Source organism: uncultured Hyphomicrobium sp., assembly GCF_902826555.1.
Lineage (GTDB): Bacteria > Pseudomonadota > Alphaproteobacteria > Rhizobiales > Hyphomicrobiaceae > Hyphomicrobium_C.
This window is the reverse complement of the sequence record NZ_CADEFI010000040.1, coordinates 1-21,118: the sequence shown is the minus strand read 5'-3', so window position 1 is coordinate 21,118 and position 21,118 is coordinate 1. Positions and strand designations below refer to the sequence as shown.

Below are 21,118 nucleotides of genomic sequence, written 5' to 3'. Positions count from 1 at the left end.
CCTTTTTTGTTTCAGACCTGCGATCGGAGAGGTGGCGTCGCGGCTCAGAACGCGCCGACCGCAATGGCCGCCACGAAGCCGAACGACAGCAGCGCCGCCAGAATGTTCAGTCGCATCGACAGATCCATCGTTGCCTCCCACCGGCGATGCCGGGCATTGGATTGAGAGATGCGGTGCACCGGGCGCAAAGTGAGCCCGTCGGGACGAAAGAGAATACTGCGCAAAAAAGTTCCTCTGCCCAAGCAAAAAAGTATCGTGCGCCGCAACACTCCTGCGTTGCTGCGTGAGCGCGCAAAAATTTCCCTCTGAGTTTCGCGAGACTTTGCTCCGTGCTGCGCCGCGGCCCGCGACGCTCGGATTTATTTTTGATAAGTGCCGGGAATAGGCACCTCGGCTGTCAGCGGCCCAGGAACTGCGGCTTGCGCTTCTCGAGAAAGGCGCGCCGCCCTTCCGCATAGTCGGCGCTCTCGAAGCACGCTGTCACCGCCGCATCGAGCGCCCCCGTGTCGGGATGCTCGGGGTGCCGCACGAGCTCGTCGACGGTGAGCTTCGCCGCACGCACGGTCAGCGGCGCGTTGCCGGCAATGTCGTCTGCGAGCGCGCGCACGGCGGCCTCGAGCTCCCCCGTTTCGACGAGCCGGTTGACGAGACCGATGCGGAGCGCCTCGTCCGCCGAGAAGCGCCGCCCCGTAAAGATCATTTCCTTGACGAAAGCCGGCGGCGCAAGTGCAAGCAGCGGTGGCACCCACCGCGCATTGTAGCCAAGCCCGAGCTTGGCGGCCGGAATGGCGAACTGCGCCCGGGGATCCGCAAGGCGGAGGTCCGCACAGGCGGCAATGGCGAGTCCGCCGCCGAGACAGAAGCCGTGGATCATGGCGACGATGGGCTTCTTGGCCGCCAGCAGGGCCGAGAAGGCCTCGTGATTGAGCCGGTCGTAGTCGGCCGCGGCAGCCCCCGCCCGCGCGGTCTCGAACTCCGAGATGTCCGCCCCCGCCGAGAAAGCGCGCGAGCCGGCCCCGCGTAGCACGATCACTCGCACGCCCGGCGCGCTCTCCGCCGCTCGCACATGCTCCGGGATCTTGCCCCACATGCTGGCCGTAAAGGCATTCATCCGCTCGGGGTTGTCGGCCACGATCCAGGCGATGGCGCCCTCGATCTCGAGCTTGAGGTCCGGTGCGGCGGCAGGCGGTTCGGTCATGGGGCTCTCGATGGCTGGGGAAGCCGACATTGCGGCCCGATCGCCCACGGCGCAACGCGGCCACACGCCCCAAGGGCGCCTTTTGCACCAAAGACGCCGCAGCTCCGCGGGGGGACGAGTTGGAGCTATCCCACTGTGCTGCCATTAAAGATTGACGGAACCGGCGGGCATGGGTACCCCCTTGTCGCATAATCAGGCCAAGATCCGTCTGCCTGCGGAGCCGTATCCAACATATAATGGGGATCGGCCCCTCGCCGACAACGGGACGGCCCGGTCCACCCGCGGCAGACAGCGTGTGCTGGTCCGACGGGTGTAAGGAGTAACGGACATGAGCAGCGCCAAGCATACGCTGGCCGGCAAGCCCGAGCGGCGCGCGAGCCCGCAACGGGCGGGCGACGATGCCATTTGGCAGCAACTCCGCAAGGAGGCCGAGGCGGCGATGGCCGCCGAGCCGGCGCTCACCGGCTTCATCTATGCCACCGTGGTCAGTCACGATCAGCTCGACACCGCCATCTGCCATCGCATCGCGCAGCGCCTCGGTCATGCCGACGTCGACGCCGGGCTCATCATGCACACGTTCACCGACGTCCTGGCTTCGCAGCCTGACCTCGGCAACGCCTTCCGCTCCGATCTCGCAGCCGTCCTCGATCGCGATCCCGCGACCACGCGCTACCTCGATCCGTTCCTCTACTTCAAGGGCTTCCACGCCCTCGTCACCTATCGCTTTGCGCACGAGCTTTGGCGCCAGGGACGGCACGACTTCGCGCTTTACCTGCAGAGCCAGGCCTCGCGCATGTTCGCAGTCGATATCCACCCCGCCGCGCGCCTCGGCAAGGGCTTGATGCTCGATCACGCCACAGGCGTCGTCATCGGCGAGACGGCGACAGTCGGTGACAACTGCTCGCTGTTGCATGCCGTCACGCTCGGCGGCAGCGGTAAGGCCGTCGGCGATCGCCATCCGAAAATCGGTTCCGGTGTGCTGATCGGCGCCGGTGCCAAGGTGCTCGGCAACATCCACGTCGGCAATTGCTCGCGCATTGCGGCCGGCAGCGTCGTGCTGCAGGACGTGCCGCCGCATGTGACGGTCGCGGGTGTTCCGGCACGTGTCGTCGGTTCCGCCGGAGCGGCCGAGCCCGCGCGTGCCATGGATCAAACGTTCGTCGCCGTGGACTCTTCGCTGGGGCCGGACGACTACGCGATGCTGTAAGTCACTATCGGACATAGGAAGAGAACGAGAGGAACGCGCGGTGAAGAAAGACGAGTTGGCCAAGCTGCAGGCATATCTCAGGAAGACGTTCGGGGCGCCGAAGCTTGAGGTGCGTCCGCAGCCCAAGAAGGAAGATATGGCCGAGGTCTTCATCGGCGGCGAGTTCGTCGCCACCCTCTATCGCGAGCTGGACGAGGGCGAGGTTTCCTATCAGTTCCAGATGGCAATCCTCGAGATGGATCTCGAGGAAGCGTAATGGCCCTCTACGAATTGGATGGCGTTTCCGTCGCGACGCCCGCCGACGGCAACTATTGGGTTGCGCCGAATGCGGTTGTGGTCGGTAAGGTCGCCATCGAGACCGACGCCAGCGTTTGGTTCGGCGCCGTGCTGCGCGGCGACAACGAGCTGATCCGCGTCGGCGCCCGCTCCAATGTGCAGGATGGCTGCGTGCTGCACACCGATCCCGGTTTCCCTCTGGATATCGGTGAGGACTGCACGATCGGTCACATGGTCATGCTGCACGGCTGCAGCATCGGTCGTGGCAGCCTGATCGGCATCGGATCGATCGTCTTGAACGGCGCTAAGATCGGCGAGGAATGCCTTATCGGCGCCAACACGCTGATCCCGGAGGGCAAGGTGATCCCGCCGCGTTCGATGGTTCTGGGCTCGCCTGGCAAGATCATTCGCGAGTTGACGGACGACGACGTCGCCCGTTTCGGCAAAGGTGCCGGCCGCTACGTCGCCAACTGGAAGCGCTTCAAGGCCGGCCTCAAACCGCAGCCATAAGTCCGTCCTCCCCGCTCCGCACAAAAAATTTGAGCCGGATGCGAGGGGGTCGCATCCGGCTCTAGTTGAGCCCGGTTGGGGGGCAGGGCAGGGGGAGCCCGGGCTCGAGTCAAACGAACGTGTCGTGCAGTGTCCTATTGGCCTTCACGCACACCGGCGATGGCATCGGGAACCGAGCGATCGTTGGCATCGAGTGAAACCCACACGCGCGGGTCGAGGTACGACTGGCGCATAATGAAGTAATATCCGGAAGCGTTCCAAAGGCGGACGTCGTCGACCTTGTTGTCGAGCACGAAGTCGCCCTGTGCCGTTCTCGCGGTCAAAACGGCATGTCCTTCGCCCTTCTCGTCGCGCACCACCGTGAGCAGGAGCGAGCTCTTGGGCCAGCCGCGCGACAGAAGCATCTTCTGTTTCAGGAGCGCATAATCTTCGCAGTCGCCGCGGTCCGTCGGGTATGTCCACAGCTCGCTGACGCCGTAGATCTCTTGATCCGTCGCCGGCGCGATGGCGTGGTTGGCCCAGCGATTGACCTCGTCGAGTTCGCTCAAGCGCTCGGGCGTGGGCTGAAAGCGTACGTCTTCGATGCGCTGGGGAGCGCAATCGGTGGCATGCGTTTCGCAGAAGCGCACGAAACCATAAGGCGGCTGCGACGGTCCGAAAACGCGCATGAAAGGGGAATTGGTGGACAGGGCGGCCCGGGAAACCGAGTGATCCGCCATGGCACCCGACGGTCCTGCGATCACCGCCAGAGTGCCTGCAATGCACGCTACGAGACGCTTCATACTCACTACCCCTACGAACCCTCTTACGCAGACCAACATACGCGAGAAATGTCGTGGCCCTCTGAAGTACGCCCCCAGAAATCGAGCAAAATTTGAGCTAAATTGGTGTTCCCCACGGGACATCTCCATCGTGCCCCATCAGCCGAAATATCGCCGCAATGCTTCGGGATCCGGGATGTCGAGGAATTGCACGCCGATACCGCGGTCGTGGTATCGCATGACCTTGCAACGCAATTTGCCGAACATCACCACCTCGCCGATGGGCGGGCGTGCCTCCGTGCCGATGGAGGCTCCTGAGAGCGACACGTCGAGCACCTTGCACGCAACGGGGGTGCCGTCGGCAAGGATGAGCGTTGACGTTTTGTTAGCCACGGCGATGCGTTGGTGGCGGCGTCCGAAGGCGCTCCCCAGCTCGTCCTTGTTGATCAGCCAAGTGATCTGGGCGGCGAGTTTTTCGCGCTTGTGCTGGCTGGCGCGCAGCGCAATCGAAAATCCGCCGTCGAAAATACGGACGACTTGGCCCTCTACGCCGCCGATTTCATCCAGATAGGCGACAATGCGTTCGCCCATCTCGACCTCGACGGGCGACATCAGGGATGCACCACCGACCGAGATATCGTTGAGCCTGCAAGGAAACTCTTGCTTGTTGGCGCGCATGAAGCGGCCCAGGAGGGCGAGCGTATAGCGCTTGTGGCGCCGCCTGTCGGGCACGATCCGCGCATCGAGCCGAAGCGTCGGCTTAAGGGTGCTGGCTGAACTATGCGACATGGACGAAATCCGCGCGTTACTGAAGCAACAACCTCCACGAGCTCGGAACGGCGCAACAACCGTTTTCGGCCCCTGAAGTCCCATATTGGAACAGCAGACTTAATGAACGCCTAACCGCTGCCCCGTACTTGCACGAGGGCATTGAGCCGCGCCGGCCGCACACACGAGAACGCGCGAGGAAGCGCAAGAGTTTCCGGGGGCTATGTAGATAACAGGTCACATCAAGAGAATTGCGCAAGCGCATGAAAAGACAACTGGCCGAAGCGTCAGAGGCCCTTGCCTTCGTCACCTCCGGTGCGCTCCAGCCCGCCCTGGTAGACGCGGAATTGGCGCCGACCCTGACGTACGATGCGTGCCACGCGCACATGCGGGTGGAGTGGAAGCTGCCGTTCGGCGAACGGGGCCAGATCCGGCGGCGTCCCGCCCGGCCAGACCGGCTCGGCCGCCAAGAGCCGGAGCCGCCGTATGTGGACGCTACGCGAGGCGTCGGCCTCATCCAGCGGCACCAGCAGGCAGAGCAGCCGGTCGATGGCCTGGCCCGTATGCATCAGCGGGAGGATGAGCAACTCGAAGGGATAAGATGCCGGCGTTGAGCGCAAATCACCAGGATCGCTCATGATTTCCGCGTCACCCGTGAACAGGCCGACGCGCCCGAGGTCGGCAATGGCCGCCATGTGGTGCTCGAGAAGGCCGCGATCGCCTTCTCCCCAGCACGAGAGAAAGTCTTGCGCTTTGACGTCGAGCCCGAACCGGGCCGCGACGCGTGTGCCTGCAAGACGGAAACGGAAAGTCCCGCGGTCGGCGCGTTCGAGAATGAAGGTATCGAGCAGGAGATCGGCGATGCGGGCCGGCTGGATCTCGAGCCGGCGCGGCGCGGGGCGGTCGCCACGCACCTCGTTCCAGTAGGCATAGAGTGCCTGGGTCGCCGGGTGTCTCATTTCGGTCTCTGCCACGGGCACGCAACCATCCTGCGGCGCTGCAGAGGCCTGCGGCGCCGTGCTCCAGAGCGGTCGCTCTCGAGATTTCGGGCTCGAAAGGGTGTCAGAACGAGCCTTGCCGTCGACAAGAGCAGCTTCCGTGCCATATGCACGTGGACGTGCGGAACTTCGGCTCAGGACCCCGGGTACGATCGTCGTATCGTTAAGGCGGCGGCTGAACAGGTGCCGCTCCGCTGCTGCCCTTGAACCCAGGAGATCCGTGTGTTCCCAACGGCGCCGTCCGACGAGCCCATCTTCAACGTGCCGAGACCCGTTCTCTTGGTTCTGGCCCTGCTGGTGCTTGTGCACCTCGTGCGCCAGCTGCTGCCGGAGCTCGACGATCTGTGGTTGGTGTTGGCATCGGCATTCATTCCTGCCCGCTACGGTGCGATGGGAGCCGATCTGCCCGGAGGCGAGGTTGCGCTCTTCACGTCGCCCTTCACGCACTTGGCTGTGCATGGCGACTGGCTTCATCTGGCATTGAACTCCGCCTGGTTGCTCGCCTTCGGCGGTGCAATAGCGCAGCGGACCGGAGCGCTCAGGTTCTACATTTTTTTCCTCGTCAGCGGCCTCGGTGGCGCAGCCGCCTTCTACCTCGCCAACAGCGATCTCATGCAACCTATGATCGGTGCGTCGGGAGCCATCTCCGGGCTCATGGGCGGCGTTGTGAGGTTTCTGTTTCCCGCTCTGGATTCAGGGGGTTTTCGGCGTCTGCGAGAGGCCCCGCGCTCGGTTCGGCTGATGTCGCTCGGCGAAGCATTGACGGACCGGCGCATCCTCGCCACGAGTGCAATTCTGGTTGTTATAAACGTGCTGACGATTGTCGGTTTTGGCGCTGCACAAAACGGCGCTGGAATTGCTTGGGAAGCCCATCTCGGAGGCTACGTACTAGGGCTTTTTACTTATGGTCTTTTCGATAACGTCTCGCATTTGCAAGATGAACCGCAACCAAATGTCGATTGAAACTCTTGCGCGCGATGCGTGTTTGCATCACTCTCAATGGGTGAGTTTGTCTGCGCGTGAGAGAGCAGGCAGTCGACCCAAGAAGGCAAAATTTAACAACGCCCGCGGCGTCGAAGCGAAGAATAGACAGGTGGCGGAGGATAAAACTTCCGCTTGAATACGATCTGGCGAAAGCGGGCGGGAGGATACGTTCATGAACGTCGCATCGATATTGAAATCGAAAGGAAGAGCGGTCTCGACCGTAAGGCCGAACGCAACTTTGCTCGACGTCACGAAAAAACTCGGCCCTAAAAAGATCGGCGCAGTCATTGTCGTGGGTGAAAACGGTCTCGTTACCGGCATCATTTCCGAGCGCGATGTCATACGCGCGATTTCGGATCATGGCGCAGCCGCACTCAGCATGATGGTGTCCGAGGTCATGACCCGCTCCGTGGTCGCGTGCCAGGAGACCAGCGAGCTCGACGAGCTCATGGAGATGATGACGAAGGGACGCTTCCGTCATCTCCCCGTGATCGAGGACGACGCCCTGGTCGGCATCATCTCCATCGGAGATGTCGTCAAATACCACATCGCCGAGGTCCAGATGGAAGTCTCGGCCATGCGCAATTATCTCGCCACCGGCTGAGACCGGGCGAGACGATCGCACGAATTGAAACGGCGCATCCGAGGCGGGTGCGCCGTTTTTCGTTCCGCGCGGGTGTCGGCTTCAGATGACGGTCACTTGCGTGTCGTCGTGCGCCTGATGGCGTACATCGAGTTCGCGCGTCAGGTCCTCGATCTCCCGCTTGGCCGCGGCTTCACCGCGCGCGATCAGCTCATCGGCCCGATGGAAGTCGAACAGCCCGATGCCGTGCAGCCTGGGACTGATCATGGAGTCGGGGGGATCGCCCGCGAGCCGCGAGCGCGCGATGCGGTCTTGGACGATGTTGAAGGCATCCACCATCACCGTCGAGATGCCGGGCACGTCTTCGCCGCGCCCGAGGATCTGCCTCTGCAGCAGCTGGCGGACGCCGACCCCGTTCTTGGCGGTCACCGGCGGGGCGGCCTCCAGCTCCTGGTCCGACTCCGGCATGGGGTTGATGTTCGAGATCGTGCCACGGTTCGAGATGTCGATATTGAGATTGACCGCGATCACATAGCGCGCGCCGAGCGCCCGGCACACGGAAACGGGGATGGGATTGACGAGCGCACCGTCGAACAGCCAGCGCCCTTCCACCTTCACGGGCCTGAACACGCCGGGCAGCGCATAGGAGGCACGCACCGCTTCCACCAGGTTTCCGCGCGACAGCCACACTTCGTGTCCGGTTCCGATCTCGGTCGCAACCGCCATGAAGCGGCGCGGCAGCTCCTCGATTCTGAGGTCGCCGAGCTGCTTGCGCAGACGCTCACCGAGCCGGTGCCCGGTGATGAGTCCCGTGCCGGACAGATTGAAATCGAGATACCCGAGCACGCGGCGGCGCGTCAGCTCACGCGCAAATTCCTCGAGCTGGTCGAGCTGCCCGGCGATCTCGCAAGAGCCGACGACGGCTCCGATAGACGTTCCGGCGATGATGTCGGGCTTGATCCCGGCTTTCTGGAGGGCGCGCAGTACACCGATGTGGGCCCAGCCGCGGGCAGCACCCCCGCCGAGCGCCAGTCCGATCTTGACCTTGCCTGCGCCCGAATTGCCGTTGGCCATGGCAGACTCCACTCTTCGGCTCTCCCTTTGGGATGTTTGCCGATGCAATCCTTTGTGGAACCCAGGCACTAGCGAGCGTCGGGATCCCCTCAACCCTTAATTGGACACTACCAGATTCCGATTAAAGGCCCCCTACCAACGATGTGATACAAAATGAGGAATCGTTGCTGCGCTGCAGCTTGTACGGGAACGCGACACGAGGGGAAAAGTTGCCGAAAGCGCGCACGGTCGACCGGGCCCGGGCCTAGGGGTCTGAGCGGGTGAGCCGGTCAGCTCCGCCCCCGAGCGGGATAGAGCGGTAGAAGCAGCTCCGTGCGCCCGTATGGCAGGCGACGCCCGCTCCCCCCACCACGACCCGGAGCCAGATGGCGTCCTGATCGCAGTCGACCCGGGCTTCCCGGATGGCGAGCGTATTGCCGCTCTCTTCGCCCTTTTGCCACAGCCGCCCGCGCGACCTGCTCCAAAAATGGGCCGTCCCCGTATCGAGAGAGAGCCTGAGCGCCTCGGCGTTCATCCACGCGAACATCAGCACCGCCCCGGTGCTGTAGTCGGTTACGATGGCGGCAATCAGCCCGTCGGCGTCGAACTTGGGCGCCAGCGCGAGGCCCTGCTCGACATCCGCCGTGGTGCCGCGCGCAGAAAACGGAGAGGATGGGCTGTCGGTCATAAAGGCTCCAACGGTGGCACCGCCGCCATGCAACTCGAATGGCCGGGCGAGAGGCCCTATATAGAGGCGAAAGCGAAAGGCCGAAAGGCAAGGGGATCAAAGGCACCCATGGCGGATCTCGACGACATCTACAACCAGAGGATTTTCGAGCTGGCAGCCGCGATCCCGCACGCTGCCCATCTCGACCACCCCGAGGCCACGGCCCGCGCTCATTCCAAGCTCTGCGGCTCCACCGTCGAGGTCGAGCTCAAGATGGAGGGCGACCGCATCGCCGACTTTGGCCAGACGGTAAAAGCCTGCCTCCTGGGCCAGGCTTCGGCCGCCATCGTCGGTCGCGAGATCGTCGGCACGCCCGCCGGCGAATTCCGAGCCGTCGCCGCCGCCATGCGCCGAATGCTGAAGGAAGGCGGCCCGCGTCCCGACGGCCGCTGGACGGATCTCGGTCTGCTGCAGCCGGTCAAGGATTACCCGCATCGTCACGCCTCCACGCTTCTGGTGTTCGAGGCCGTCGAGCGGGCCCTCGACGAGATCGAGGCGCGTCAGCAGCGGGCATCCGCAGCGCAATAAAATACGGGGACCTGGAAATGGCCGTGATTCACGATCCGATGCGCGTGCCGCCGCGCACGGGCACCATTTATCCGAAGCCCTTCGACGAAGGTTTCGACGGCCGCCTCAAGCGCGCGCTGACCGAGCGCCTCGGGCTGACCCAGTTCGGCGTCAATCTCACGACGCTGCAGCCCGGCGCCAAATCCTCGCACCGCCATTGGCACGAGAACGAGGACGAGTTCATCTACATGCTCGAAGGCGAGCTGGTTCTGGTCACCAAGGATGGCGAGCAGGTGCTGCGTCCGTCCATGGCTGTCGCGTTTGCGGCCGGTGACAAGAATGGCCATCAGCTCGTCAACAGGAGCAGCGCGCGGGCCACCTACCTCGAGATCGGAACCCGCGCGCAGGACGAGGACATCACCTACCCCGATATCGACTTGAGAGCCGAGAAGCGCGCCGGCAGGTTTCGCTTCTTCCGCAAGACCGGCGAGCCCTACGAATGAATCCGGCCAAGGCACTGCTCAAGGCGCCGATCCACCTCTACCGCTGGACCTTGAAGCCGCTGATCGGCCTCGAGTGTCGTCACCTGCCGACCTGCTCGGAATATGCCCTCGACGCCATCGACAGGAACGGCGCCTGGCGTGGCTTTTGGCTGACCATCGCGCGCCTCTCGCGCTGCCATCCCTGGGGAAGTGCGGGCTATGACCCCGCGCCCGACATCGCCCATGAGCACCACCCCCTGGCCCCCTGGCTTTACGGACGGTGGCGCGGGCCCCGTTGACCGCCACGCGGCGCCGGCGCCTCGTGTCGGTCAAAATTTAACGCCGAAATCTTAGCTCTAATGCACGCCGCACCCGCAAGGGGATCGTCTGCGTGATAGTTTGCAAGGCGGCACTGTGCCGGACACGAGCCGCGTCGGGGAATATGCGTTGAAGCGGAAGATTGCAGCCGTCCTTAAGGCCGAGATTGCCGGGTCAGAGGCCGCGCCGGTGGCGGGCGCACGCCTGACGGATGCGAGAGCCGCTGTCCGCATAGCGTCCGAGCGCAATGGCGGTCGCATGCTGCCGGTGGCCGCCGAGCCCGAGGCGCTGGTCGCCGAGTTTCAGAGCGCCGTCGAGGCCGTACGCGCCGCCGTCGATGTGCAGGCAACGCTGCGTGCGCGCAACAAGGGCTTGCCGCCGGTCGACCAACTCGCCTTCCGCATCGCCATTGCGATCGGCGAGGTCATCGAGGGCGCGGGAGATGTTCCCGAGGAGACGCTCTCCACGACCCAGCGACTGATCGGCCTTGCGGCGCCGGGCGGCGTCTGCCTCTCCCGCTCCGTACGCGACGCGGTCGTGAGCAAGCTCAAGCTTCACCAGCTCGATCTCACCATCGAGGGCGAGCGGCCGGAGCCAACCTCCCAGCACACGCTCGTCGAGCGGCCGAAAAAAGCGGCGGCATCCGCCGGCCGTTCCGTCGGGCTGAGTGATGTCGCGCGCAACGCCATCGCCGTCGCAGCTCTCGTCTTCAGTCTGGCGGCGATCGCGCTCTGGATGTTGGAGCGCCGGAGCGAAGCTCCGCCGCCCTCGGCCGGGGCGCCGCAGGCCGCGACGCCCGCGCCCGCCTCGCAGGCGGAGGTCAAGGCCAAGCCCGTGGCCGGGACCTTGGAATTCAAGCCCGCCTACGCGCCGGATCCGGCCGTCGTGCTCACGGCCCAACGCATGCTGCCGCAGGCCTGGAGCGATTGCCACGGCACGAGCGCCGACAAGGCGGTGGATGCATGCAAGCGCTTGCTCGATAGCGGCATCCCCAAAGGCGACGAGCTCGCCGACATCCAGATGTGGAACGGCAAGGCTCTGCGCGACCGCCACGAGCTGGACAAGGCGCTCGAAGCCTTCGACGCCTCGCTGGCGGCGAAGCCGACCGCGGAGGCCTACAGCCTGCGCGGCAATGTGCACTACGACAAGGGAACCTGGGACAAGGCCATTGCCGATTACGCGGAGACCATCCGTCTCGATCCCAAGAACGGCGAGGCCTTCAACAACCGCGCCTGGACCTACTATCGCGCCGGGCGTCACAAGGAGGCGCTGGCGGACGCCGACACCGCCGTGCGCCTGCTCGCCAAGGAGGCCTACGTCTGGGATACGCGCGGGCACATCCACGCCAAGCTCGGCAACCGCGATGCCGCGATCAGTGACTTCCGCGCCGCCCTTGCCATCGATCCGGCCAACGTCGCGAGCAGGGATGGCCTTACGAGCCTCGGTGTCAATTGACCATGCGCCAAGCGAGAGTCCGGGTGTTCCCGGCGGAACATCCGAGCCGGCTGGAAGCGAACTAGGATAGCGTAGAGACTTGCGCCAACTGTAGGGATCGCATCACCATGACCGGCCCCGCCACCACGCCTGCTGCGGCCGAGCGCTCGCCGGTCGTGCGCTTCATCCGCCGCACCGCCGCCGCGCTCCTGCTCGGCATCATCTTCTTCGGCATCCTCTGGGCCACCGTGTTCAACGCCGTGACGTCGGCATTCGTCGCATCGGGTGGTGCCGTCGTGCTGGTTGCGGGCTCGAGCGCCTCCGAGACCTTCCAGTCGATCTTCGAGGCCATCGCCGAGTTCATCCTCGGCATCTTCGGCGCCATCGCCGACTTCTTCTCGTCGATCTTCGACTGACGGTCCGGCGAAGCTAGTTGCCGGCAGCAGCCGTCAGCGGCAGCGTCAGACGCGCGAACGGTCCGTGCTCGACGAAGTTGTCGTGGTCGTCGCCGATCTGCGGAAAATCGAAAAAGCCCGCGATGAGTGGCGAGACGCGCTGATCCGTGTCGAGTGCGCCGAGCACGGCGTCGATGCGGTATCCGATGGTGAGGTTCCCAAACCCGATAGCGAACGACAGGCCGGCCTCGCCGCCGAGCGCTGCCACCGTGCGATCATCGTCGGCCTTGAACTGGAACGGAGGAAAGAGCGGATCGTCGAGCCGGCTTTTGAACGTCGACGTGCCGATGAGCGCTGCAACCGATCCGCCGCCCACGAAGCTCACGCCGTCGATCAGGGGAACGCCGCCGCGGAATCCGATCTTGGGGCCGATGCCGTGAAAATCATGCGACATGACGAGCGCGAACCCCGGCAGGCACCCGCACGACTCGCTGATCAGCGCCACGTCGCGTTCGATCGATGCGTACGTGATGCCGCCGTAGAGCTGAAGACGCCCGCCCGCGATCTGAAGCTCCTTGCCGATCTCGAGATCGAACATCGACGCCTCGGAATCGACCGTTGTGTGCGCACCGAGCACGCCCAATGGAAAACCACCAGGGGCGAAGGGAATTTGAGGTGCGAACGCGACGATGCCGGGTTCGATAAGGCCGCCCTTATCGTCGGCCGCAAGCCGGCGAAAGCGCACGGCCCCACTCCAGCCGTTGCTCAAGACGATGCCCAGCGTGGCAGCGCCGCCCCAGCCTTCGCCTTCGTCGAGCTTTTCTTCAGGTCCCGTGAGATCGAACACGGTCGGCGGGATGAGGCCGGCCACGAAATTGGACTCGCCGAAGACACGCTGCCCTTCCGCTTCGATGAAGACACCGGCAGGCGCCGCGACGGTTTGCGCCGACGCCGGAGCGCTGGCCAGAACGGCCACGCCCGCGATCGCGAAAATTGCAGACACGGCAATGGGATTGCGAATGTAAGGCATGAATCCTCCGAACCCAGAAAGTTGCTGAGTCCGGAGCCGAGTCAAGTCGCGCCGAGGGTTTCCCCACGCCCCGTGTCCGCACAGCACCGGCGGAGACGCTTGACTTTACGCCGATCTCCCCCGATTTACTCGTCCCGGTCTTACGTCGCACTCGTATGCGGCGATTGAGAGGAGCAGGAAAAATGTCGGAATCTCAGTCCGAAGTTACGATCACGTTCCCGGATGGCAAGGCCCGCAAGGTGGCCGCGGGAACGACGGGTCTCGAGATCGCGAAGTCGATCTCCCCGTCCTTGGCCAAACGCACGGTGGCCATGAGCCTCGACGGCGCGCTGGCCGACCTCGGTGACCCCATCAAAAAAGACGCGTCGATCAAGTTCGTGTCCCGCACGGACCCTGAGGCGCTTGAATTGATCCGCCACGACGCCGCGCACGTCATGGCCGAGGCCGTGCAGTCGCTGTGGCCCGGCACGCAGGTCACGATCGGACCCGTGATCGAGAACGGATTCTTCTACGACTTCGCCAAGCAGCAGCCGTTCGAGCCGGAAGACATTCCGAAGATCGAAAAGAAGATGGCGGAGATCATCGCCAAGAACGCGCCCTTCACGAAAGAGTTCTGGAGCCGCGAGAAGGCCAGGCAGGTCTTTCGCGACAAGGGCGAGACGTTCAAGATCGAGCTGGTCGACGCCATTCCGGCCGGCGAGGATCTGAAGATCTATCACCAGGGCGACTGGTTCGATCTCTGCCGCGGCCCGCACATGACGTCCACGGGCCAGATCGGCAAGGCCTTCAAGCTGATGAAGTTCGCCGGCGCCTACTGGCGCGGCGACAGCAATAACCCGCAGCTTCAGCGCATCTACGGCACGGCCTTCGCGACGGAAGAAGAGCTGAAGGAATACCTGCATCGCCTCGAGGAAGCCGAGAAGCGCGATCACCGGAAGCTCGGCCGCGAGATGGACCTCTTCCATTTTCAGGAAGAGGCGCCGGGCTCCGTCTTCTGGCACCCGAAGGGCTGGACGCTGTTTCAGACGCTGATCGGCTACATGCGCCGCCGCCTCGACCGCGAGGGCTACCAGGAAGTGAACTCTCCCGACATGATGGAGAAGCACTTCTGGGAGCTTTCCGGCCACTGGGAGAACTACGGCGAGAACATGTTCACGACTGTGCTCCCAGACGAGCGCGTGTTCTGCTGCAAGCCCATGAACTGCCCCGGTCATGTGCAGATCTTTAAGCACGGGCTCAAGAGCTACCGTGACCTGCCGTTGAAGATCGCCGAGTTCGGCAAGGTGCACCGCTACGAGCCGAGCGGCGCCTTGCATGGCATGCTGCGCGTGCGCCACTTTACGCAGGACGACGCGCACATCTTCATCACCGAAGATCAGATCATGGAGGAATGCCTCAAGATCAACGATCTGATGCTGTCGATCTACAAGGACTTCGGCTTCGAGGACATCTTCATCAAGCTCTCGACGCGCCCGGAGAAGCGCGTCGGTGCGGATGAACTGTGGGACAAAGCCGAAAAAGCGCTGGGCGACGTGCTGAACGAAGTCACGAAGCGCTCGAACGGCCGCGTGAAGACGGCGCTGCAGCCAGGCGAGGGCGCGTTCTACGGACCGAAGCTCGAATACGTTCTGAAGGACGCCATCGGCCGCGAATGGCAGTGCGGCACGACGCAGGTGGATTTCAATTTGGCGGGCCGCTTGGGCGCCTTCTACATCGACGAGCACTCGCAAAAGAAGACGCCGGTGATGATCCACCGCGCCATGTTCGGCTCATTGGAACGCTTCACGGGCATCCTGATCGAGAACTACGCCGGACACTTCCCGCTGTGGCTCGCGCCGCTGCAGATCGTCGTCGCGCCGATCGTCTCGGATGCCAACGACTATGCGCTGGAGGTGGTGGAGAAGGCGAAGGCGGCGGGTCTGCGCGTCGAGAGCGACTTGAGGAACGAGAAGATCAACCTCAAGGTCCGCGAGCACAGCCTTGCCAAGGTTCCGGTGATCCTTGTCGTCGGCAAACGCGAAGCCGAGGAGAAGAAGGTCTCCATCCGCCGCCTCGGCTCGCAGGATCAGAGCGTGCTTGGGCTCGACGAAGCGCTCGCGTCACTCGCGGCCGAAGCGACGCCGCCCGATTTGCGGTCGCCGTAGGTGCTTTCGTTGGACGAAGCCATCGCATCCTTGGCCGCCGAGGCGACGCGCGGTTTGCGTTGACACCGCGCTGAAACAGTCAGCATGTCACCGGCTTCAAGGCGCAAGCGATCGCATCTCGCAGCTCTTCCAATGAATACGGATTGGCGAGGACAGCGGCGCCGGGATAAAGCTCCGCAACGGCATTGCGCATTATGCTTGAGCAAATAATGACCGGGACATCGCGCCTCTGCAACGCGCGTATGACGGTATCGGCGATGCCGTTGTGCAGAACCAGTTCCACGACGGCGCAGTCAACCAAGCCTGCTTCTGCAACTTCCATTGCGTGGACCGACAGCGCGATCTCCGAAGCTACGATCTCACAGCCGAGTTCCCGCGCAACGAGCGACGCTTTGGCCGCTCCGCCGAGAATGAACAGCCTTGGGACTTGCTTACTTGGGACTTGCTTAAGCGTGGGAGGGACCGAGTGGAAACCATGCATCACGACAGGCTCCTAAAACACTAGCTGTCGGTACACGTGCGCTCATAATCGATAAGTATCAATGGGTTAATTGATGAAAGGAACCAATCGGCACCCATTGACGTATATAAGCAAAAGACTGATTTTGCATAAAATACACAAGTGACTAAATTTGAGTAAGAAAGCGGATCGCTTCGAGGAGAGTCGTGCCGTGACTTCCCATCGTGAACAGCGCCTGCAGATTATGCTCGATCCCGACGAGCTTCGGGCAATAGACGATTTTCGCTACGCTTTCAGGCTGCCGAGCCGGGCCTCGGCAGTGCGCGAATTGTTGAAGAGGGGATTGGCTGCGCTGGCGACCGGAGTTGCATCGGATGGCTCGCGCTCGAAGGACTTCGGTGTCCTCGGGATCCGCAACGACAGCGGCTTTAAGGACGGAGACTACGGCTCGGACTGACGGATCCCGGCGCGTTGCGGGCCTGCGCGTCGAGAGCGATCTCAGGAACGAGAAGATCAACCTCAAGGTCCGCGAGCACTCGCTGGCCAAGGTCCCCGTGCTCATCGTCGTCGGCAAACGCGAAGCCGAGGAGAAGAAGGTCTCCATCCGCCGCCTCGGCTCGCAGGATCAGAGCGTGCTTGGGCTCGACGAAGCGCTCGCGTCACTCGCGGCCGAAGCGACGCCGCCCGATTTGCGGTCGCCGTAGGTGCTTTCGTTGGACGAAGCCATCGCATCCTTGGCCGCCGAGGCGACGCGCGGTTTGCGTTGACACCGCGCTGAAACAGTCAGCATGTCACCGGCTTCAAGGCGCAAGCGATCGCATCTCGCAGCTCTTCCAATGAATACGGATTGGCGAGGACAGCGGCGCCGGGATAAAGCTCCGCAACGGCATTGCGCATTATGCTTGAGCAAATAATGACCGGGACATCGCGCCTCTGCAACGCGCGTATGACGGTATCGGCGATGCCGTTGTGCAGAACCAGTTCCACGACGGCGCAGTCAACCAAGCCTGCTTCTGCAACTTCCATTGCGTGGACCGACAGCGCGATCTCCGAAGCTACGATCTCACAGCCGAGTTCCCGCGCAACGAGCGACGCTTTGGCCGCTCCGCCGAGAATGAACAGCCTTGGGACTTGCTTACTTGGGACTTGCTTAAGCGTGGGAGGGACCGAGTGGAAACCATGCATCACGACAGGCTCCTAAAACACTAGCTGTCGGTACACGTGCGCTCATAATCGATAAGTATCAATGGGTTAATTGATGAAAGGAACCAATCGGCACCCATTGACGTATATAAGCAAAAGACTGATTTTGCATAAAATACACAAGTGACTAAATTTGAGTAAGAAAGCGGATCGCTTCGAGGAGAGTCGTGCCGTGACTTCCCATCGTGAACAGCGCCTGCAGATTATGCTCGATCCCGACGAGCTTCGGGCAATAGACGATTTTCGCTACGCTTTCAGGCTGCCGAGCCGGGCCTCGGCAGTGCGCGAATTGTTGAAGAGGGGATTGGCTGCGCTGGCGACCGGAGTTGCATCGGATGGCTCGCGCTCGAAGGACTTCGGTGTCCTCGGGATCCGCAACGACAGCGGCTTTAAGGACGGAGACTACGGCTCGGACTGACGGATCCCGGCGCGTTGCGGGCCTGCGCGTCGAGAGCGACTTGAGGAACGAGAAAATCAACCTCAAGCTCCGCGAGCACTCATTGGCGAAGGTCCCCGTGCTCATTGTCGTCGGCAAACGCGAAGCCGAGGAACGCAAGGTTTCCATCCGCGGCCTCGGCTCGCAGGACCAGACGGTGCTCGGGCTGGACGAGGCGCTCGCGGCGCTCTCGGCCGAGGCGACAGCGCCGGATTTGCGGTGAATAACGCGCTAGTGATGGGCAGGTTAAGCCAATTTGACCTGAACTTGTTCAATTTGTCCGGCATCGGGAGGCTTAGGAAATTCAACTAAGCCTGTTGTCGTGAGTATCGCGTTTCGACAGTTCCTTGCGTACTCAGGGTCGGGGGTAACTGACAGATACTGCACCGGTGAAAAGAGGTCCGGAGTTGACACAAGCGCCGTCGACGAGGTGGTGGCGGCGCTAACGCATTTGGTTGTGAATGGTTCTTGGCGCTCGCTTGGCCGCTGAAGCCGGAACGCATTGCCGAACAATACAGGCTTTGCTGCACTGCTAACGCTTTCAAGCAGCAGATCCTCATGGATGTTCATTGCGAGCTGACGGAGCTTATCGACGTTCACGCTCTTGTTGTCTTTGCCTTCAGCTTCACCTATCAAACGGCCCTCTGCGCATTCAAAGACAACATCGAATTCAGAATCCGAATCTTTGAACGCCGCCGCGGTAAACCCAAGCACGCGCAATGCCTCTATTATAGCGGCCTCAAGCGGTTTGCCCTTCTCGTAGAGAAGGGCTCGATGGGCCCCCGCGGATCGAAGTTGGTCTTCCAACTTCTCCTTCCGCTTCTGGGCGTTCTCGACATCGCGCTCCGCTGCGAGCAGTTGGACACGAAGCTTAGTCTCGCTACCAATGGCATATAAGTGATCTGCGGCCCAAGCGGGTTCTGGCGTAATTTCGCCAGACGTCCGCAGTGCCTTATCCATCGCGACAACCGCCGCCAGTAGCTGAGCCGCGAATTTCCGAGCAGCCGCGCTCCATTCCGACCCGTCATTTCTGAGAAAGCGATCTGGATAAAAATTAATGTCGGGAAGGAGCACGAGTGTGCCCGGGGAAGACTTGCTGCGAAAGAAAGCGCCTACCGGCTTGTCTCCTGTGCGAGTTACGATGCATGCGGATAGCGGTGAGGCCGTCAGAAGCGTCTTATATTCTGACACTCCCTCAAACTCAGACCAATACGGGCCAAGTGCTTCCGAACCTCGTGCGGCAAGTTTCATCGCCTTACCGGTCGCTCCGACGGGTTTTAGGTCAGCAGGGATCGCTTGGTAGTTATTGTACTCTCCCACATGTACTGTGGTCTTCTGATTGCGCCCAGAACCGGAATAAGAGCGCTTGCCGCTATCGACGTACACCTCCTCAAGATCTGGCAAGTAGACTATGATAGTCTTGCCGGCATCAACTGCCTGCTTGATTTCCCTCCGCCAGTGCTCGCAGCACGCTTTGAGCTTAAAAGATGCAGTATCGCCGAGACTGGGGCGACCTTGAAAATTCCCGTCGTACGCAAACAGCCTGCCAATGGTCGGCTTGAAAAGTACGATGTCCCAATCGAGCAGGGACACCTTTGAGTCGAATTCCTCGTTATCGGCATCGTCAGATGCCAACTCTAGGCCGATGGTCAGTATTCGCTTTTTGCTCACTTGGCATCTCCCAAAGTGGGCGTTATTGCGTCCGCGTTCCTAGAAGGCCGCTAGGCGTGTAGGTGAAACTCGGTAAGTTAGACAGCAAGCGAACTTTCGGCAACATTTGCGGGGCGCCGAACGGGATGGTGGTCGGATGGCGAGTGACAACGACGAGGGTTCGCTTGCGGCGCTCGCAATCCGGTCTCTGCAAGAGATCGCGATCATCATTATCGGCATCTTGATCGCTTTGGCCGTCAACGACTGGTGGACGAACCGCGTCGACCGCGCGGAAGAGCAAAGCATCCTGGAGTCGATCCACGACGATGTCGACGCGACGCTGAAGCTGATCCAGGACACGCGGTCGCGCGTCGAAACGGACCTTCGCAAGCTCACGATCCTCTCGGCCGGAAGTGCCGGAGAGGCGGGCCGCTACGACGCCGAGCGCATGGCGGAGGCGCTGCACAGTCTGTGGGATGTCCCGCCGCTCGCCATGCTGACCTCGACCCACAAGGAGCTGCAGACATCCGGCCGGCTGCGATTGATCGCCGACCCAAAGGTCAGGCGGCTCCTGGCGCATTTCCAGCAGAAGTACGAGTTCGCCTCGCTGACCTACAACGATGCCTTCCAGCACCAGCACCTGAAGCTCGATCCCTACGTGCTGGGCAATATCCAGATGTCGCAGCTCTCCCGCTATGCTTTGGAGTACGACGCCGGACCGTCGGCCGTGCCGCTCGTGCCGCTGGCCCCCATCAAGGACCACCGCCCCTTGCTCGACGACGCCACCTTTCAAAATCACGTCGCGGCGAAATACTTCCTGCTCACCTATTACCTGCACCAGACGCACGAACTGACGGACGTGCTGAATGAGCTGAACGCGGAGCTGGTGAAGCTCACCGCGAAGCATTGAGACGCGCGCCGCTTTGGCGGGTTCGCTTGCACCTCACACCATCTACTGCGCAATGAGCCCGTCGATCCACTGTTCTGCTTCCGATGACGGAGCTAAACCGCCTTCGGTTGGATACATCCGGTCCGTGGTCCGCGACATTGCAGATGGCGGCTCTCCACCTTGGAAAATCGTGCTGGCGATGGTCTCGCCGCTCGGCCAGTTCAGCACGCGCACGTGCCAGTCGAGGCGCACGGCCGCGATTTCCTTCGTCACCGAGCTGTCCTGTGCTTTGTAGATGCCGACCACGACCGGCGCCTCGCGCACGCAGACGACCGTCTTGACGGCTTCGACCGAGTCCGGTGCGGCCCGCGTTGGAACGAGACTGCGGTAATACGCGTAGAACGCTGCTGGCCCAGGCCTGCCGCCAAACTTCTCATCGAGGCCGCTGGTGTCATTTGCGAACATCGTCACCGCTGGTTTTGCAACCGAGCCAGGGGCCGGTGGGCTGCCGGACGCGTCGACGGCATTGGTACAAACGGGCCCGGCCTTAGCCTGCAGCAACTCGTCGATACTCGGTTTGGAAGCGTCGCCGCACCCCGCCGGAGCCAGCGAAAGCGCGATAAGTCCGCCGAGAACTCCCGCGCGACTTGCTAGTCGCTTCGTCCTCTTCACGAGTTCTGACGTTTTTCGCAACATCGGCGATCCCCAATTGATCGCGAGTCCCAACCGCCACGAGCAACGGTCGGGGCTTTGTCTGGCCGTGCCCTGGCGGCACGCAGCGGTAAGCTGAAGCAAAAATCAACGACGCAAAGAAATACAAACGGGCGGGCAACGACACAGTATCTTGGCGCCAGGGCATATTCGTCAACTAGGTAATGAATTGACGCAGCAGCACCGTATTCTTGAAAACGCAAGGATTCTCGACCGGCGCGTGCCTCGCAAGCTAAGTTGATCCTTGCCCATCGAGGCCGCGACCCCGCTCGACGCCGGGAGGCGGTAGAATACGAGAGGATCAGCCCCGCCCGGCTCCTGCTGGTAACGTCCCAAGGTGCGTGGCAAAAGCGGCACGCTTTCCAGTATCTTGCTGGATAACGCTGTTTGCGGC

The 21,118-nt window shown here is 62.5% G+C and carries 25 protein-coding genes and 2 pseudogenes; 15 read left to right on the top strand and 12 right to left on the bottom strand.

The features are described from left to right. Nucleotides 1–44 precede the first annotated feature (44 nt). Together QZV93_RS14530 and QZV93_RS14525 are read right to left on the bottom strand one after the other, a co-directional pair. A complete protein-coding gene (locus QZV93_RS14530; RefSeq protein ID WP_295559347.1) occupies nucleotides 45–224 on the bottom strand; it encodes a hypothetical protein in 180 nt (59 codons plus the stop codon). A 173-nt stretch (nucleotides 225–397) separates the two neighbouring features. Then, nucleotides 398–1,198, bottom strand: a complete 801-nt coding sequence (locus QZV93_RS14525; RefSeq protein WP_295559346.1) for an enoyl-CoA hydratase — start codon at nucleotides 1,196–1,198, stop codon at nucleotides 398–400. Nucleotides 1,199–1,526: 328 nt separating this feature from the next. Between QZV93_RS14525 and cysE the strand changes: the two genes are divergently transcribed. Genes cysE through QZV93_RS14510 form a run of 3 tightly spaced genes read left to right on the top strand, consistent with a single transcriptional unit; the run spans nucleotide 1,527 to nucleotide 3,191 of the window. Then, nucleotides 1,527–2,405, top strand: coding sequence for a serine O-acetyltransferase (gene cysE / locus QZV93_RS14520; RefSeq protein WP_295559345.1), 879 nt, complete (start codon nucleotides 1,527–1,529; stop codon nucleotides 2,403–2,405). A 40-nt stretch (nucleotides 2,406–2,445) separates the two neighbouring features. Continuing rightward, nucleotides 2,446–2,661, top strand: coding sequence for a DUF3126 family protein (locus tag QZV93_RS14515; protein ID WP_295559344.1), 216 nt, complete (start codon nucleotides 2,446–2,448; stop codon nucleotides 2,659–2,661). Further along, a complete protein-coding gene (locus QZV93_RS14510; RefSeq protein WP_295559343.1) occupies nucleotides 2,661–3,191 on the top strand; it encodes a gamma carbonic anhydrase family protein in 531 nt (176 codons plus the stop codon). Before QZV93_RS14515 ends, QZV93_RS14510 begins: the two co-directional genes overlap by 1 nt. Nucleotides 3,192–3,325: 134 nt before the next feature. Here QZV93_RS14510 and QZV93_RS14505 read toward each other — a convergent pair whose 3' ends face one another. The 3 genes from QZV93_RS14505 to QZV93_RS14495 form a co-directional block, all read right to left on the bottom strand. Then, nucleotides 3,326–3,973 (bottom strand): transglutaminase-like cysteine peptidase, encoded by a 648-nt coding sequence (locus QZV93_RS14505; RefSeq protein WP_295559342.1) that lies wholly within the window; start codon nucleotides 3,971–3,973, stop codon nucleotides 3,326–3,328. A gap of 138 nt (nucleotides 3,974–4,111) precedes the next feature. Beyond that, nucleotides 4,112–4,741: a PilZ domain-containing protein gene (locus QZV93_RS14500; RefSeq protein WP_295559341.1), complete on the bottom strand. Its 630-nt coding sequence runs from the start codon at nucleotides 4,739–4,741 to the stop codon at nucleotides 4,112–4,114. A 266-nt stretch (nucleotides 4,742–5,007) separates the two neighbouring features. Further along, nucleotides 5,008–5,679, bottom strand: coding sequence for a PAS domain-containing protein (locus tag QZV93_RS14495; RefSeq protein WP_295559340.1), 672 nt, complete (start codon nucleotides 5,677–5,679; stop codon nucleotides 5,008–5,010). A gap of 318 nt (nucleotides 5,680–5,997) precedes the next feature. Between QZV93_RS14495 and QZV93_RS14490 the strand changes: the two genes are divergently transcribed. Together QZV93_RS14490 and QZV93_RS14485 are read left to right on the top strand one after the other, a co-directional pair. Further along, nucleotides 5,998–6,681, top strand: a complete 684-nt coding sequence (locus QZV93_RS14490) for a rhomboid family intramembrane serine protease (protein WP_295559339.1) — start codon at nucleotides 5,998–6,000, stop codon at nucleotides 6,679–6,681. Between the two features lie 193 nt (nucleotides 6,682–6,874). Further along, a complete protein-coding gene (locus tag QZV93_RS14485) occupies nucleotides 6,875–7,306 on the top strand; it encodes a CBS domain-containing protein (protein WP_295559338.1) in 432 nt (143 codons plus the stop codon). 81 nt (nucleotides 7,307–7,387) lie between these two features. On the opposite strand, the gene QZV93_RS14480 is transcribed toward QZV93_RS14485, so the two are convergent. Both QZV93_RS14480 and hisI read right to left on the bottom strand, forming a co-directional pair. After that, nucleotides 7,388–8,359, bottom strand: a complete 972-nt coding sequence (locus QZV93_RS14480; RefSeq protein ID WP_295559337.1) for a patatin-like phospholipase family protein — start codon at nucleotides 8,357–8,359, stop codon at nucleotides 7,388–7,390. A gap of 244 nt (nucleotides 8,360–8,603) precedes the next feature. Beyond that, complete coding sequence (hisI, locus tag QZV93_RS14475; protein WP_295559336.1) at nucleotides 8,604–9,026, bottom strand: phosphoribosyl-AMP cyclohydrolase; 423 nt, start codon at nucleotides 9,024–9,026, stop codon at nucleotides 8,604–8,606. A 108-nt stretch (nucleotides 9,027–9,134) separates the two neighbouring features. On the opposite strand from hisI, the gene QZV93_RS14470 reads away from it, so the two are divergent. From QZV93_RS14470 to QZV93_RS14450, 5 genes are all read left to right on the top strand, one after another. Continuing rightward, nucleotides 9,135–9,593 carry an iron-sulfur cluster assembly scaffold protein gene (locus tag QZV93_RS14470; RefSeq protein WP_295559335.1) on the top strand — a complete coding sequence of 153 codons (459 nt, stop codon included), beginning with the start codon at nucleotides 9,135–9,137 and terminating at the stop codon, nucleotides 9,591–9,593. A 17-nt stretch (nucleotides 9,594–9,610) separates the two neighbouring features. Further along, nucleotides 9,611–10,075: a cupin domain-containing protein gene (locus QZV93_RS14465; RefSeq protein WP_295559334.1), complete on the top strand. Its 465-nt coding sequence runs from the start codon at nucleotides 9,611–9,613 to the stop codon at nucleotides 10,073–10,075. Further along, a complete protein-coding gene (yidD, locus tag QZV93_RS14460) occupies nucleotides 10,072–10,353 on the top strand; it encodes a membrane protein insertion efficiency factor YidD (protein WP_295559333.1) in 282 nt (93 codons plus the stop codon). Before QZV93_RS14465 ends, yidD begins: the two co-directional genes overlap by 4 nt. 148 nt (nucleotides 10,354–10,501) lie before the next feature. Next, a complete protein-coding gene (locus QZV93_RS14455; protein ID WP_295559332.1) occupies nucleotides 10,502–11,827 on the top strand; it encodes a tetratricopeptide repeat protein in 1,326 nt (441 codons plus the stop codon). 107 nt (nucleotides 11,828–11,934) lie between these two features. After that, complete coding sequence (locus tag QZV93_RS14450) at nucleotides 11,935–12,222, top strand: hypothetical protein (RefSeq protein ID WP_295559331.1); 288 nt, start codon at nucleotides 11,935–11,937, stop codon at nucleotides 12,220–12,222. Nucleotides 12,223–12,235: 13 nt separating this feature from the next. On the opposite strand, the gene QZV93_RS14445 is transcribed toward QZV93_RS14450, so the two are convergent. After that, entirely contained in the window at nucleotides 12,236–13,231 is a 996-nt protein-coding gene (locus tag QZV93_RS14445; protein WP_295559330.1) for an Lpg1974 family pore-forming outer membrane protein, read from the bottom strand. 182 nt (nucleotides 13,232–13,413) lie between these two features. Between QZV93_RS14445 and thrS the strand changes: the two genes are divergently transcribed. After that, nucleotides 13,414–15,375 (top strand): threonine--tRNA ligase, encoded by a 1,962-nt coding sequence (gene thrS, locus QZV93_RS14440; RefSeq protein ID WP_295559329.1) that lies wholly within the window; start codon nucleotides 13,414–13,416, stop codon nucleotides 15,373–15,375. 79 nt (nucleotides 15,376–15,454) lie between these two features. On the opposite strand, the gene QZV93_RS14435 is transcribed toward thrS, so the two are convergent. Then, the gene (locus tag QZV93_RS14435; RefSeq protein WP_295559328.1) at nucleotides 15,455–15,859 is read right to left on the bottom strand and encodes a hypothetical protein; all 405 of its coding nucleotides are present in this window, start codon (nucleotides 15,857–15,859) and stop codon (nucleotides 15,455–15,457) included. Between the two features lie 440 nt (nucleotides 15,860–16,299). On the opposite strand from QZV93_RS14435, the pseudogene QZV93_RS14425 reads away from it, so the two are divergent. Continuing rightward, nucleotides 16,300–16,539 (top strand): annotated as a pseudogene (locus QZV93_RS14425) (His/Gly/Thr/Pro-type tRNA ligase C-terminal domain-containing protein); the annotation flags it as partial. A gap of 79 nt (nucleotides 16,540–16,618) precedes the next feature. Here QZV93_RS14425 and QZV93_RS14420 read toward each other — a convergent pair. Next, on the bottom strand, nucleotides 16,619–17,023 hold the full coding sequence (locus QZV93_RS14420; protein ID WP_295559328.1) for a hypothetical protein: 405 nt from the start codon (nucleotides 17,021–17,023) through the stop codon (nucleotides 16,619–16,621). A 187-nt stretch (nucleotides 17,024–17,210) separates the two neighbouring features. Here QZV93_RS14420 and QZV93_RS14415 point away from each other — a divergent pair, with 187 nt between their 5' ends. Both QZV93_RS14415 and QZV93_RS14410 read left to right on the top strand, forming a co-directional pair. Then, entirely contained in the window at nucleotides 17,211–17,456 is a 246-nt protein-coding gene (locus QZV93_RS14415) for a hypothetical protein (protein WP_295559327.1), read from the top strand. A 7-nt stretch (nucleotides 17,457–17,463) separates the two neighbouring features. Then, nucleotides 17,464–17,697: pseudogene (locus QZV93_RS14410) on the top strand (His/Gly/Thr/Pro-type tRNA ligase C-terminal domain-containing protein); the annotation flags it as partial. 23 nt (nucleotides 17,698–17,720) lie between these two features. Here QZV93_RS14410 and QZV93_RS14405 read toward each other — a convergent pair. Then, nucleotides 17,721–19,145: a hypothetical protein gene (locus QZV93_RS14405; RefSeq protein ID WP_295559326.1), complete on the bottom strand. Its 1,425-nt coding sequence runs from the start codon at nucleotides 19,143–19,145 to the stop codon at nucleotides 17,721–17,723. A gap of 136 nt (nucleotides 19,146–19,281) precedes the next feature. On the opposite strand from QZV93_RS14405, the gene QZV93_RS14400 reads away from it, so the two are divergent. Beyond that, nucleotides 19,282–20,034, top strand: coding sequence for a hypothetical protein (locus QZV93_RS14400; RefSeq protein WP_295559325.1), 753 nt, complete (start codon nucleotides 19,282–19,284; stop codon nucleotides 20,032–20,034). Nucleotides 20,035–20,076: 42 nt separating this feature from the next. Here the strand turns inward: QZV93_RS14400 and QZV93_RS14395 are convergent, their stop codons facing one another. Next, the gene (locus tag QZV93_RS14395; RefSeq protein WP_295559324.1) at nucleotides 20,077–20,478 is read right to left on the bottom strand and encodes a hypothetical protein; all 402 of its coding nucleotides are present in this window, start codon (nucleotides 20,476–20,478) and stop codon (nucleotides 20,077–20,079) included. Between the last annotated feature and the right edge of the window lie 640 nt (nucleotides 20,479–21,118).

Coding starts and splice junctions, on each gene's coding strand:
- QZV93_RS14525 (WP_295559346.1), bottom strand. CDS start 1,198: ATGACCGAACCGCCTGCCGCCGCACCGGACCTCAAGCTCGAGATCGAG.
- cysE (WP_295559345.1), top strand. CDS start 1,527: ATGAGCAGCGCCAAGCATACGCTGGCCGGCAAGCCCGAGCGGCGCGCG.
- QZV93_RS14510 (WP_295559343.1), top strand. CDS start 2,661: ATGGCCCTCTACGAATTGGATGGCGTTTCCGTCGCGACGCCCGCCGAC.
- QZV93_RS14505 (WP_295559342.1), bottom strand. CDS start 3,973: ATGAAGCGTCTCGTAGCGTGCATTGCAGGCACTCTGGCGGTGATCGCA.
- QZV93_RS14500 (WP_295559341.1), bottom strand. CDS start 4,741: ATGTCGCATAGTTCAGCCAGCACCCTTAAGCCGACGCTTCGGCTCGAT.
- QZV93_RS14495 (WP_295559340.1), bottom strand. CDS start 5,679: ATGAGACACCCGGCGACCCAGGCACTCTATGCCTACTGGAACGAGGTG.
- QZV93_RS14485 (WP_295559338.1), top strand. CDS start 6,875: ATGAACGTCGCATCGATATTGAAATCGAAAGGAAGAGCGGTCTCGACC.
- QZV93_RS14480 (WP_295559337.1), bottom strand. CDS start 8,359: ATGGCCAACGGCAATTCGGGCGCAGGCAAGGTCAAGATCGGACTGGCG.
- hisI (WP_295559336.1), bottom strand. CDS start 9,026: ATGACCGACAGCCCATCCTCTCCGTTTTCTGCGCGCGGCACCACGGCG.
- QZV93_RS14470 (WP_295559335.1), top strand. CDS start 9,135: ATGGCGGATCTCGACGACATCTACAACCAGAGGATTTTCGAGCTGGCA.
- QZV93_RS14465 (WP_295559334.1), top strand. CDS start 9,611: ATGGCCGTGATTCACGATCCGATGCGCGTGCCGCCGCGCACGGGCACC.
- yidD (WP_295559333.1), top strand. CDS start 10,072: ATGAATCCGGCCAAGGCACTGCTCAAGGCGCCGATCCACCTCTACCGC.
- QZV93_RS14450 (WP_295559331.1), top strand. CDS start 11,935: ATGACCGGCCCCGCCACCACGCCTGCTGCGGCCGAGCGCTCGCCGGTC.
- QZV93_RS14445 (WP_295559330.1), bottom strand. CDS start 13,231: ATGCCTTACATTCGCAATCCCATTGCCGTGTCTGCAATTTTCGCGATC.
- thrS (WP_295559329.1), top strand. CDS start 13,414: ATGTCGGAATCTCAGTCCGAAGTTACGATCACGTTCCCGGATGGCAAG.
- QZV93_RS14400 (WP_295559325.1), top strand. CDS start 19,282: ATGGCGAGTGACAACGACGAGGGTTCGCTTGCGGCGCTCGCAATCCGG.
- QZV93_RS14395 (WP_295559324.1), bottom strand. CDS start 20,478: ATGTTCGCAAATGACACCAGCGGCCTCGATGAGAAGTTTGGCGGCAGG.